Here is a 12,169-nt window from a genome sequence, read left to right as displayed (position 1 = left end):
CTCGCCGAGCACGCCGCGCCCGGCGCCGCGCGGCCGCGGCTGATCCCCGCGCCCTGGATCCTCGGACTGATCGGGGCGGCCGGTTTCCTCACCGTCTTCGCCGCCGCCCTGGGGCACTGACCCGCACCCCGGCCGGCCCGTGCCGGCCCGGTGCCTGACGGGACGGGCCGGCCGGGGTGCGGAGCGGATGGGGGACAATGGGGGGTCCGTCCCCTGTCCGAGCGACCACGAGGATGCCCAGGCCCATGACACAGCAGCTCTCCATCGGCCCGCACACGGTCCGGCCGCCGGTGGTCCTCGCGCCGATGGCCGGGATCACCAACGCGCCGTTCCGGACGCTGTGCCGGGAGTTCAGCGGCGGCAAGGGGCTGTTCGTCAGCGAGATGATCACCACCCGGGCGCTGGTGGAGCGGGATGCGAAGACCATGCGGCTCATCCGCTTCGACGCGAGCGAGAAGCCGCGCTCGATCCAGCTCTACGGCGTGGACCCGGCGACCGTCGGCAAGGCCGTCCGCATGATCGCCGACGAGGACCTGGCCGACCACATCGACCTCAACTTCGGCTGCCCGGTGCCCAAGGTGACCCGCAAGGGCGGCGGCTCCGCGCTGCCCTACAAGCGCCCCCTGCTGCGGTCGATCCTGCGCGAGGCCGTCACCGGCGCGGGCGGCCTGCCGGTGACGATGAAGATGCGCAAGGGCATCGACGACGACCACCTCACCTACCTGGACGCCGGGCGCATCGCCGTGGAGGAGGGCGTCACCGCCATCGCCCTGCACGGCCGCACCGCGGCCCAGCACTACGGGGGCACCGCCGACTGGGAGGCCATCGCCCGGCTGAAGGAGGCCGTCCCCGAGATCCCGGTGCTGGGCAACGGCGACATCTGGTCGGCCGACGACGCCGTGCGGATGATGCGCGAGACCGGCTGCGACGGGGTCGTGGTCGGGCGCGGCTGCCTGGGGCGGCCGTGGCTCTTCGCCGACCTGGTCAACGCCTGCGAGGGCTCCGACGAGCGCGTCCGGCCGACGCTGCGGGAGGTCGCGGCGGTGATGCTCCGGCACGCCCGGCTGCTGGGGGAGTGGCTGGAGGACGAGGAGCGCGGCGTGATCGACTTCCGCAAGCACGTCGCCTGGTACACCAAGGGCTTCTCGGTCGGCTCCCAGATGCGCCAGCGGCTGGCCACGGCCTCCTCCCTGGCGGAGCTGGAGGACCTGCTGGGCGAGCTGGACCTGGACCAGCCCTGGCCCCAGGGCGCCGACGGCCCGCGCGGGCGCACCTCCGGCCGCAACCGGGTCGTCCTGCCCGACGGCTGGCTGGACGACCCGTACGACTGCACGGGCGTCGAGGTGGACGCCGAGCTGGACACCTCCGGCGGCTGATCCGGCCCGCCGGTACGGCGTCCGCCGGTCCGGTGCGGGCGGACGGTCCGGCCGTCCGCCCCGCGCTCACCCGACCGCGGCCTCGCCGCTCCGCACCCGGATGCCGGCCCGCAGTCCGGCGCGCACCTCGGCCCGCACCCCGGCGCGGTCCGCGTTCCGGGCCAGCAGGTCCAGGGCGAGCGCCGCCGTCCAACTGAACTCGCGGGTGCCGCGCGCCGCCCCGGTGTACGGATCGACGTACTCGGCGAAGCCGGAGGAGGCCGCCGCCGCCAGTACGGAGGCCCGCAGGGCGTCGGCCCGCGCCGTCTGCCCGTACTGCCGCAGGCCGCGCTCCACCAGCCAGTTGACGTTGAACCAGGCGGGCCCGCGCCAGTAGCGGCACGGGTCGAAGGCGTGCCCCCGCAGGTCGTAGCTGGGCACCAGCCGCACGGCTGAGCCCAGTCCGAAGTGCTCGCCGCCGACCGTGCGCAGCAGCGCGCGGACGATGCGCGGCGGCAGCCCCGGCACGACCAGCGGCACCAGCCCGGCGGCGCTGAGCTCGGGGATCAGCTCCCCGGAGCGCACGTCGCGGCAGAGGAACAGTCCGGCCTCCTCGTCCCACAGCCGCGCCACCAGGGCGTCGGTCAGCTCCGCGGCCCGCCTGCGGTGGTCCTCCGGGTCGGGGGCCGTTCCGGGGGCGGTCTCGGGCGCGATCTCGGCGGCGATGCGGGCGAGCGCGTGCTCGGAGGCGATCAGCAGGGCGTTGACGCCGGGGTCCTCGACCGCGAACGGGTGGGGCGCGGCCTCGTCGTCGTAGCCGTGGTCGCGGTAGTCGGAGGCCAGCCGCACGTACCGGCAGTAGTCCAGGTCGGTCGGGCGGTCGGCGGCGCAGCCGTGGTCGAGGTCGGCGCGGCGGAAGGAGCCGGCCGGGACCGGCTCGACGCGGGCCAGGGGGCCGTCCCAGCACGGGCTGTTGTCCATGCCGGGCTCCCACGGGTGGACGACCGACACCAGGCCGCGTCCGCCCAGGTCGCGGTGGGTGGTGAGGTAGCGGTGCCAGGCGGCCAGCTTGGGGTAGAGCCGCTTGAGGAAGCCGCGCCGCCGCGAGGTCACCGGGTCGGCGCGGTGCACCAGCCAGGCCGCGAGCGCGTGGACGGGCGGCTGGACGATCCCGGAGGTCTCCACGTCCGACGGCGCCCCGGCCGCGGCCCCGGCGGTCGAGGACCGCCAGAAGTCCGGGCTCGGGAAGTAGGCGCCGAGGGGGACGGACGGGTTGAAGACGATGTGCGGGACGCGTCCGTCACCCCACTGGGCGGCCAGCAGCGTCTCCAGTTCGCGCTGGGCGCGCACCGCCGACAGGTGGCGCAGGCCGATGGCGACGAACGCCGAGTCCCAGCTCCACTGGTGCGGGTACAGGCCGCGCGAGGGCACGGTCGAGGAGCCCGTCCAGTTGCGCAGCAGCACGTGCCGCGCGGCGTGGCGCAGCTCTCCGGCGGTGACGCCGACCGTGGACCTCTGGGCAGGGATGTAGGGCTGGACGAGTGGAAACGGGTGCATCACGCCGCCCGGCCGAGGGAGGGCGGAAGGACCGGCGCGGTCTCGTCGGTGCCGGCCGGGGCGCCGCCCGGTCCGTACCCGCCGTTGGAGGGAGCGTCCGGGTACGGGAGACGGAACCCCGGGTATCCGGTCGAGGGCCGGGGGCCGGCCCCCGGTGCGGCGGCGGATTGGGGAGGGTCGGTGAACTGGGCGACGCGCTCCACGGGAACTCCGAACTGTGGATGTGACTCCTAGGTTACGCCTCTGCAAGCCTAGGGTTTTGTCTTGCGGAAAGGCAGAAGTGACGCTGTGAGACCTGACACACAAGGAGCGAAGGGGCGGAAAGGGGGCGCTCACAAACGCACAAGCGTACGCCGGTTGCTGTTCGTCGTGTTCGCCGTGGTGCTGTACGCCGTTGCGTCGTCCGGCTGTTCGGGTGTGACGGAGGTCACACCTGGCAACCGCATCACGGTGTGGACCCTGGAGAACCTGCCGCCCCGGATGGCGGCGACCGAGGAGGTCGTCGGCCGGTTCGAGAGGGAGACCGGGGTCGAGGTCGACCTGGTCGGCGTCGCCGAGAACCAGCTCCCGCAGCTCGTCATGTCGGCCGCCGCCGCGGGCGATCTGCCCGACGTCATCGGCGCGGTCCCGCTCGGCCAGGCCTGGCAGATGTACACCAACGACCTGCTCGACACCGCCGTCGCCGCCGACACCGTGCGCGCACTGGGCACCGGCACCTTCACCGCCAACGCCCTGGAGCTGACCGCCGACGGCGGACGGCGGCTGGTGGTCCCCTCCGACGCCTGGCTGCAACTGGTGGTCTACCGGGCGGACCGGTTCCGCGCGGCGGGCCTGCCCGCCCCCGACACCTACCGGAGACTGCTGCGGGCCGCCGGGGAACTGGACACCCCGGGACGCGTCGGCGCCTCCCTGGCCACCGACCCCGCGGACGTCGCCACCCAGCAGAGCTTCGAGAGCCTGGCCCTGGCCAACGGCTGCGAGCTGGTCGGCGCCGACGGGAATGTGACGCTCGACACACCTCCCTGTCAGGAGGCCTTCGCCGCGTACGACACCCTCGCCCGCGCGTACGGCGCCCCCGGCACCCAGACCATCGACTCCACCCGCGCCACCTACTTCTCCGGCACCTCCTCGGTGCTCCTGTGGTCCTCCTTCGTCCTGGACGAACTGGCCGGGCTGCGCGGCGACGCGCTGCCGAGCTGCCCCGAGTGCGAGGGGGACCGCGGCTTCCTGGCGGAGAACAGCGGGATCGTCACCACGCTGGAGGGACCGGACGGCACCGAGCCCACCCAGTTCGGCGAGGTCACCTCCTGGGCCGTCACCAGGACCGCCGAGACCGGGGCCTCCCGCGCCTTCGTCGAGTACATGATGAGCGACGGCTACCGGGACTGGTTCGGCATGGCCCCCGAGGGGAAGATCCCGCTCCGCACCGGCACCCCCGAGGACCCGGGGGAGTACCTGCGCGCCTGGCGCTCCAGCCCCATCGGCGTGGACACCCGCCGGCCCATGGACGAGGTGTACCCGCCCGGACTCCTGGACCGGCTCGCCGACGGCGTGACCGTGATGAGGCGCTGGGGCATCACCCGGGGCCAGGGCGCCCTCGTCGGCGCCATGGGCGGCGAACTGCCCGTGCCCAAGGCCATCGGCGCCATGACCGGCGGACAGGTCTCCCCCCAGGAGGCCGCGCACGACGCCGACGAGGAGGTCTCCGCCCTGCGGACCTCCCTGCGGTAGCCCTTCCCCCCCACGCGCCCGAGGTGAACGCCCCCCATGACAGCAGCAGACAGCGCCGCGGCCGGACGCCGCGACCGCCCCCTCCCCCTCACCGCCGCCCAGCGGGAGAACCGCGCGGGACTGGCCTTCGTCACCCCCACCTTCCTGGTCGTCCTGGTGGTGGTGATCCTGCCCATCGCGTGGACGGTGCTGCTGGCGTTCCAGCACGCCAGGCTGGTCGACATCCAGGGCATGGGCCTGTTCGGCAACTGGACTGCGGACAACTTCCGCCACGTCTTCGGCTCCCCCGGCTTCTGGACCAGCCTGGTCACCACGCTGATCTACGCCGTCGGAGGCACCGCCGGATCGATCCTGCTGGGCCTGGTCGCGGCCCTGGCGCTGCGCAGGCCCTTCCGCGGGCGCGGCCCGCTGCGCGCGGCGATGCTCCTGCCGTACGTCGCGCCGGTGGTCGCCGTGGCCTTCGTCTGGCAGGTCGCGCTCAGCCCGCAGTACGGCATCGTGGGCGAGTGGGGCCGGCGGTTCCTGGGCTGGGACCAGCCACTGGCCTTCCTCTCCACGCGCGACCACGAAGTCTCGCTGCTGGGCGTGGAGTTCGAGATCCCGCTGGCCCTGCTGACCGTCATCGCCTTCGAGACCTGGCGCTACTTCCCGTTCGCCTTCCTCTTCCTGCTGGCCCGGCTCCAGGCCGTACCGCGCACCCTGGAAGAGGCGGCCACGGTGGACGGCGCCACCGTCGCCCAGCGCTTCCGGTACGTCCTGCTGCCGCAGCTCATGCCGGTCATCGCGCTGCTGTGCGTGCTCCGCTTCATCATGACGTTCAACAAGTTCGACGACGTCTACCTGCTGACCGGCGGGGGAGCGGGCACCGACGTCGTGGCCGTACGGGTCTACGACTTCCTCACCGCCCGCTACGACGTGGGCGCCGCCGCGGCCCAGGCGCTCGTCCTGGCGCTGGTCCTGACGGTCCTGCTGGGCCTGTACTTCCGGTTCTTCGCGGGCCGGGTGCGGGAGGAGGCGTGATGAGCCGCGCGCGGTTCGAGGAGCGGACCTTCGCGGTCCTGCGATGGGTGGTGATCGCCTTCCTCGCGGCGATCACCCTGCTGCCCTTCTGCTACATGCTGCTGCTGTCGGTGAAGCCGATCGACGCGCTGCTGCTGGACCCCGGGAGGCTGTGGGTCTCCGCGCGGGACTTCACCGTCGCCACCTACCAGGAGGTCCTCAGGCCCACCTCCGAGGGCGGCCAGGGCTTCGTCCGCATGCTCGCCAACTCGGCCGCGGTCTCCCTCGGCACCGTCGCGCTCACCCTGCTCGCGGCGGTCCCCGGCGCGTACGCCGTCACCCGGCTGAGGTTCTTCGGCGGCCGGCACGTCAGCGCGGTCTTCCTGGCCGTCTACCTCTTCCCCGCCACCCTGCTGGCCGTGCCGCTGTTCGTGATGTTCGCCAAGATGGGGCTCCAGGGCAGCCTGGCCGGACTGGCGGTCGTCTACATCGCGCAGACCGTGCCCGTGTCGATCTACATGATGAGGAACTACTTCGCCACCGTCCCGCGCAGCGTCGAGGAGGCCGCGGCGATCGACGGCTGCACCCGGCTCCAGACGGTCCGCAGGGTGGTGCTGCCGCTCGCGGTGCCCTCGCTGATGGCCACCGGGCTGTACATCTTCATGATCGCCTGGAACGAGTTCCTGTTCGCGCTGCTCTTCCTCGCCGCGAAGCCGGGCAAGTGGACGGTCTCCCTGGGGCTCCAGCAGCTCGCGGGCGGCATCGAGGTCTCCAAGACGGTGCTGATGGCCGGATCGGTCGTGCTCACCGTGCCGGTGGTGCTGCTGTTCTTCGCCGCGGAGCGCCTGCTGACCGAGGGCCTGACCAGCGGGGCGGACAAGGGCTGAGCGGCGGCCCGGCGGGGCGAGCGGCGAAGATGACGGCATGACCGGAAACCAGTCGAGCGCGGGACACCTGCTGCGGCTCATCCGCAGCGGGGAGGCGACCACCCGCGGCGAACTCCAGCGCGTCACCGGACTGTCCCGCTCCACCGTCGGCCACCGCCTCGACCGGCTCTTCCGGGCGGGCTGGATCCGGGAGGGCGCCACCGTCCCCGCGGGCAGCCCGGCCGGCGGGCGCCCCGCCGGCCTGCTGGAGTTCGACGGCACGCACGCCGCGGTCCTCGCCGTCGACCTGGAGACCCGGTACGCCCGGGCCGCCGTGCTGGACCTGGCGGGCACGGTGCTGGCCGAGGACACCGGTCCGCTGGCCGTCGAGGACGGCCCCGAGGAGGTGATCGGCCGGCTGGTGCGCCGCTTCCCGCCGCTGCTGGAGCGGGCCCGGGTCGCGCCCGGGGACGTCTGCGGCATCGGCCTGTCGGTGCCCGGGCCGGTGGACTGGGAGTCCGGACGGGTGGTCCAGCCGCCGATCCTGCCGGGCTGGGACGGCTACCCGATCCCCGAGCGGATGCGGCAGGCGTACCGGGAGCACGTCCTGGGGGACGCGGACGCCCGGGGCACGGGGGCCGGGGACGGCGAGGGGCCCGTCGTGCTGGTGGAGAACGACGCCAACCTGATGGCGTACGCCGAGCAGCGCACCGGTTACCCCGACTGCGCCGCCTTCCTCCTGGTGAAGGTCTCCACCGGCATCGGCGCCGGGCTGGTGGTGGACGGCCGGATGTACCGCGGCATCGACGGCGGCGCCGGGGACATCGGTCACATCCGGCTGCACGACCGGCCGGACGCGTTGTGCATGTGCGGCTCGTACGGCTGCCTCGCCGCGGTCGCCAGCGGCCGGGCGCTGGCCGGGCAGCTCACCGCCGCCGGGGTGCCGGCGGCCTCCGGCACCGAGGTGCGCGACCTGCTCGCGGCCGGCCGGCCCGACGCGGTCCGGCTGGCCCGGGAGGCGGGCCGCAGGGTGGGGGAGGTGCTGGTCACGGTCGTCACCGTGGTCAACCCCGGGGTGCTGATGATCGCGGGCGACCTGGCCGGAGCCCCGTTCGTCACCGGGGTGCGCGAACTGCTCTACCAGCGCGCCATGCCCCGCAGCACCGCCCACCTGACCGTGGTCACCTCCCGGCTGGGGGACCGCGCGGGCCTGGTCGGCGCGGCGGCCATGGTCGTGGAGCACCTCTACGAGCCCGCGCGGGCCGACGCCCGGCTGGCCGCCATGGGGCTGTGATCCCCGCGGATGCTCATTCGAGCGAGATGGTCCGCGTATGTGTCCGATGGCTGAGATGCGACGGTCGCCGAGGGCGTGATTCTCGCCACTTTGATAGCGGCAGCGCTCATATGAGCGCCAGAAAGTACCCTGTACTTCTCCAAGAGGTGGCACTGAGTGCCAGCCCTGGTTTCTTCAAGAAGTCACGGAACAGGTGACCTGGCGTGCCGAAACGGCCCATCCGGCGCCACGTTCCGTACAGAAGAGTTCAACCTCTGAAAACGCGCCTCTTCGGTGCTTGAACCATCCTTTGCTTTCGATCCCTCGGCAGATGGGTGGTTACGGCCTCATGGCTTGCCGATGGACGTACTCGAACGCCTTCGATCTGGGTACGCTCCCCGCCGTCAGGGCAGCCTCCCCGGCCGCGGTCCGGGGGATCCAGCGAGGAGCGCGATTCTCGTGCCGGAAAACGAAGAGCCTCTCCCGACCCAGAAGTTCGTCTACGACTTCACCGAGGGCAACAAGGACCTCAAGGACCTTCTCGGCGGCAAGGGGGCCAACCTTGCCGAGATGACCAATCTCGGCCTCCCGGTCCCTCCCGGGTTCACCATCACCACCGAGGCGTGCAAGGTCTACCTCGAATCCGGTTCCGAGCCCCCGACTCTCCGTGACGAGGTGAGTGCACACCTCGAAGCCCTGGAGCAGAAGATGGGCAAGAAGCTCGGCCAGGCGGACAACCCCCTCCTCGTGTCCGTCCGCTCCGGTGCCAAGTTCTCGATGCCCGGGATGATGGACACCGTCCTCAACATCGGCCTGTCCGACGCCTCGGTCGCCGGACTCGCCGCCCAGGCCGGGGATGAACGTTTCGCCTGGGACTCCTACCGCCGTCTCATCCAGATGTTCGGCAAGACCGTGCTCGGCGTCGACGGCGAGCTGTTCGAGGAGGCCCTGGAGGAAGCCAAGCGGGCCAAGGGCGCGGCCACCGACGTCGACCTGGACGCCGGCGACCTCAAGCAGCTCGTCGAGCGGTTCAAGACCATCGTCGCCCAGGAGACCGGCCGCGAGTTCCCGCAGGACCCGCGTGAGCAGATGGACCTCGCCATCCGCGCGGTCTTCGACTCCTGGAACGGCGACCGGGCCAAGCTCTACCGCCGCCAGGAGCGCATCCCCCACGACCTGGGCACGGCCGTCAACGTCTGCTCGATGGTCTTCGGCAACCTCGGCCCCGACTCCGGCACCGGCGTCGCCTTCACCCGCGACCCGGCCAGCGGCCAGCAGGGCGTCTACGGCGACTACCTCGCCAACGCCCAGGGCGAGGACGTCGTCGCCGGCATCCGCAACACCGTGCCGCTCTCCGAGCTGGAGCGGATCGACAAGGCGTCGTACGACGAGCTCCTGCGGATCATGGAGATCCTGGAGAACCACTACCGGGACCTGTGCGACATCGAGTTCACCATCGAGCGCGGCAAGCTGTGGATGCTCCAGACCCGGGTCGGCAAGCGCACGGCCGCCGCCGCCTTCCGGATCGCCACCCAGCTCGTGGACCAGGGCCTGATCGACGAGGCCGAGGCGCTGCGCCGGGTCAACGGCGCCCAGCTCGCCCAGCTCATGTTCCCGCGCTTCGACGAGAGCAGGATCGGAGACGGCGGCGCCGAGCGGATCGGCTGGGGCATCGCGGCCTCGCCGGGAGCCGCCGTCGGCAAGGCGGTCTTCGACTCCTACACCGCCATCAAGTGGTCGCGCTCGGGTGAGAAGGTCATCCTGATCCGCCGCGAGACCAACCCCGACGACCTCGACGGCATGATCGCCGCCGAGGGCATCCTCACCAGCCGCGGCGGCAAGACCTCGCACGCCGCCGTCGTCGCCCGGGGCATGGGCAAGACCTGCGTGTGCGGCGCCGAGGAGCTGGAGGTCGACACCAAGCGGCGCTGCCTGACCGCGCCGGGCGGGGTGGTCATCGAGGAGGGCGACGTCATCTCCATCGACGGCTCCACCGGCAAGGTCTACCGCGGCGAGGTCCCCGTCGTGCCGTCCCCGGTCGTGGAGTACTTCGAGGGCCGGATGCACGCCGGCGCCGAGGACGCCGACGAGCTGGTCAAGGCCGTGCACCGGATCATGGCCTACGCCGACCGGGTACGCCGCCTGCGGGTGCGGGCCAACGCCGACAACGCCGAGGACGCGCTGCGCGCCCGCCGCTTCGGCGCCCAGGGCATCGGCCTGTGCCGCACCGAGCACATGTTCCTCGGCGAGCGGCGCGAACTGGTCGAGCGCCTGATCCTGGCCGACACCGAGGCCGAGCGCGAGGAGGCGCTGGCCGCGCTGATGCCGCTCCAGAAGGGCGACTTCATCGAGCTGTTCGAGGCCATGGACGGCCTGCCGGTGACGGTACGGCTGCTGGACCCGCCGCTGCACGAGTTCCTGCCGGACATCACCGAGTTGTCGGTGCGGGTGGCGCTCGCCGAGGCCCGCAAGGAGCCCCACGAGAACGAGCTGCGCCTGCTCCAGGCCGTCCACCGCCTGCACGAGCAGAACCCGATGCTGGGCCTGCGCGGCGTACGCCTCGGCCTGGTCGTCCCGGGCCTGTTCACCATGCAGGTGCGGGCCATCGCGGAGGCGGCGGCCGAACGGCGGGCCGCGGGCGGCGACCCGCGCGCGGAGATCATGATCCCGCTGGTGGGCACCGTCCAGGAGCTGGAGATCGTCCGCGAGGAGGCCGAGAAGGTCATCGCCGAGGTCGAGGCCGCCAACAACGTGGACCTGGCCCTCACCCTCGGCACGATGATCGAGCTGCCACGCGCCGCGCTGACGGCGGGCCAGATCGCCGAGTCCGCCGACTTCTTCTCCTTCGGCACCAACGACCTCACCCAGACGGTGTGGGGCTTCAGCCGGGACGACGTGGAGGCCAGCTTCTTCACGGCCTACCTGGAGAAGGGCATCTTCGGCGTCTCGCCGTTCGAGACCATCGACAAGGACGGCGTCGGCTCCCTGGTCCGCAACGCGGTCGCGGCCGGCCGGGCCACCCGCCCCGACCTCAAGCTCGGCGTCTGCGGCGAGCACGGCGGCGACCCGGAGTCGGTCCACTTCTTCCACGAGGCCGGCCTGGACTACGTCTCCTGCTCCCCCTTCCGCATCCCGGTCGCCCGCCTGGAGGCCGGCCGCGCGGCGGTGGTCGAGGGGGACGGGGGCAGCGACAGCCGGTGACCCGATGACCACCTGACACCGGAGCCCTCTCCGCCGCCACATCTCCTCACCCTCACCGGCGGCGGACGGCTCCGGGACCCGAAAGGGAGGGGCGGCGCCTGTGCGGAGGCGCCGCCCCTTCCGCCGTGAGCTGCGCGCATGCGTTCAACAACCCCACATGGCAACGCGCCCCGCGTCCGGGTCAATCGGGCGCGGAGCGCGGGCGGTCGAGGTCAGCGACCTGCGGTGTGGGACACGAAGTCGGCCCACGCCTCCGGCGCGAAGGCGAGCTGCGGGCCCCGGACGTTCTTGGAGTCGCGGACGTGGACGGTGCCAGGGGCGGCCGCGACCTCGACACACTCGGGGCCGTCATTGCTGCTGTAGCTGCTCTTGATCCACTCCAGCTCGGAACCGTCTCCGGCTGAGGGCTTGAGGGTCATGTCTCTCCCAGCAGTTTCTCGATGAAGGCCAACGACTCACGCGGAGTGAGAGCCTGGGCCCGGATGATCCCATACCGCATCTCAAGGATCTGAACTTCCTTGGGGTCGGAGATCACTCGGCTGGACAACTGACCTTCCCAGTGCCCAACCGCCGAGCCCTCCTTGAGTTTCAGCAACTGGAGCTGACCACCCATCCCGGCGTGGTCTTCGCGGTCTGTCGGCATCACCTGGATCTCGACATGCCGCAACTGTCCGACCTCCAGCAGACGTTCGAGCTGGCGGCGTAGGACCATTCTGCCCCCGAGAGGGCGCCTGAGCGTCACCTCTTCCTGGACAAAGGTCAGCAGCGGAGCAGGCTGCCGCTCGAAGATCTTCTGTCGAGCCATGCGGGCGGCCACGTTTCGTTCGATGTCATCCGTGTTGTATGCCGGACGACGCATCTCGAACAGCGCCCGCGTGTACTCCTCCGTCTGCAACAGGCCATGCATGTTGTGGTTGCCGTACGCGCCCAGCTCAACGGCCTCGGCCTCCAGCTTGGCCAGGTCCCGGACCTTCTTCGGATACCGGGCCTCGGCCACGTCCTCCTTCATCGCCGCGAGCTTGCCGCCCGCGCCCAGCACCTTGTCCGCCTTCTCCAGGAACTCCGGGTGCGGCAGGCGCTTGGTCCGCTCCACCGCCGAGACCATGCCCAGGCTGTAGCCGATGGCTTTGCCCAGCTCCAGTTGGGTCAGGCCCGCCGCGGTGCGCCACAGCTTGATCTGGCGGGCG

Annotated in this window: 9 protein-coding genes; 6 read left to right on the top strand and 3 right to left on the bottom strand. The window is 72.0% G+C overall.

Annotated features, from left to right (window positions below; all coding sequences use genetic code 11):
- The first annotated feature begins 245 nt into the window (after window positions 1–245).
- A complete protein-coding gene (dusB, locus tag VE546_RS06285) occupies window positions 246–1,376 on the top strand; it encodes a tRNA dihydrouridine synthase DusB (protein WP_324919404.1) in 1,131 nt (376 codons plus the stop codon).
- Window positions 1,377–1,442: 66 nt separating this feature from the next.
- On the opposite strand, the gene VE546_RS06280 is transcribed toward dusB, so the two are convergent.
- On the bottom strand, window positions 1,443–2,912 hold the full coding sequence (locus tag VE546_RS06280; RefSeq protein WP_324919402.1) for an MGH1-like glycoside hydrolase domain-containing protein: 1,470 nt from the start codon (window positions 2,910–2,912) through the stop codon (window positions 1,443–1,445).
- Window positions 2,913–3,269: 357 nt separating this feature from the next.
- Between VE546_RS06280 and VE546_RS06275 the strand changes: the two genes are divergently transcribed.
- The 5 genes from VE546_RS06275 (at window position 3,270) to ppdK (ending at window position 10,982) form a co-directional block, all read left to right on the top strand.
- Window positions 3,270–4,643 carry an ABC transporter substrate-binding protein gene (locus VE546_RS06275; RefSeq protein ID WP_414720415.1) on the top strand — a complete coding sequence of 458 codons (1,374 nt, stop codon included), beginning with the start codon at window positions 3,270–3,272 and terminating at the stop codon, window positions 4,641–4,643.
- A 36-nt stretch (window positions 4,644–4,679) separates the two neighbouring features.
- A complete protein-coding gene (locus VE546_RS06270) occupies window positions 4,680–5,663 on the top strand; it encodes a sugar ABC transporter permease (RefSeq protein ID WP_324919400.1) in 984 nt (327 codons plus the stop codon).
- Window positions 5,663–6,529: a carbohydrate ABC transporter permease gene (locus tag VE546_RS06265; protein ID WP_324919398.1), complete on the top strand. Its 867-nt coding sequence runs from the start codon at window positions 5,663–5,665 to the stop codon at window positions 6,527–6,529. The genes VE546_RS06270 and VE546_RS06265 overlap by 1 nt, the downstream gene beginning before the upstream one ends.
- A gap of 37 nt (window positions 6,530–6,566) precedes the next feature.
- Window positions 6,567–7,802 carry an ROK family transcriptional regulator gene (locus VE546_RS06260; RefSeq protein WP_324919396.1) on the top strand — a complete coding sequence of 412 codons (1,236 nt, stop codon included), beginning with the start codon at window positions 6,567–6,569 and terminating at the stop codon, window positions 7,800–7,802.
- Window positions 7,803–8,141: 339 nt separating this feature from the next.
- Window positions 8,142–10,982: a pyruvate, phosphate dikinase gene (ppdK, locus tag VE546_RS06255; RefSeq protein WP_414720414.1), complete on the top strand. Its 2,841-nt coding sequence runs from the start codon at window positions 8,142–8,144 to the stop codon at window positions 10,980–10,982.
- 212 nt (window positions 10,983–11,194) lie between these two features.
- Here ppdK and VE546_RS06250 read toward each other — a convergent pair whose 3' ends face one another.
- A complete protein-coding gene (locus tag VE546_RS06250) occupies window positions 11,195–11,401 on the bottom strand; it encodes a DUF397 domain-containing protein (RefSeq protein WP_324919392.1) in 207 nt (68 codons plus the stop codon).
- On the bottom strand, window positions 11,398–12,169 hold a 772-nt coding region (locus tag VE546_RS06245; protein WP_324919390.1), incomplete at its 5' end, for a helix-turn-helix transcriptional regulator. The genes VE546_RS06250 and VE546_RS06245, both read right to left, overlap by 4 nt.

Origin of the sequence: Streptomyces sp. (assembly GCF_035644915.1) — a bacterium.
In the GTDB taxonomy this organism is placed as follows: Bacteria; Actinomycetota; Actinomycetes; order Streptomycetales; family Streptomycetaceae; genus Streptomyces.
Note: the sequence above shows the minus strand (reverse complement) of the source record. Positions and strands in the feature narration are given on the sequence as shown.

Excerpts from the sequence above, each read along its gene's own strand:
- VE546_RS06280 (WP_324919402.1), bottom strand. The coding sequence starts at position 2,912 with ATGCACCCGTTTCCACTCGTCCAGCCCTACATCCCTGCCCAGAGGTCC.
- ppdK (WP_414720414.1), top strand. The coding sequence starts at position 8,142 with ATGGACGTACTCGAACGCCTTCGATCTGGGTACGCTCCCCGCCGTCAG.
- VE546_RS06270 (WP_324919400.1), top strand. The coding sequence starts at position 4,680 with ATGACAGCAGCAGACAGCGCCGCGGCCGGACGCCGCGACCGCCCCCTC.
- VE546_RS06260 (WP_324919396.1), top strand. The coding sequence starts at position 6,567 with ATGACCGGAAACCAGTCGAGCGCGGGACACCTGCTGCGGCTCATCCGC.
- VE546_RS06265 (WP_324919398.1), top strand. The coding sequence starts at position 5,663 with ATGAGCCGCGCGCGGTTCGAGGAGCGGACCTTCGCGGTCCTGCGATGG.
- VE546_RS06250 (WP_324919392.1), bottom strand. The coding sequence starts at position 11,401 with ATGACCCTCAAGCCCTCAGCCGGAGACGGTTCCGAGCTGGAGTGGATC.
- dusB (WP_324919404.1), top strand. The coding sequence starts at position 246 with ATGACACAGCAGCTCTCCATCGGCCCGCACACGGTCCGGCCGCCGGTG.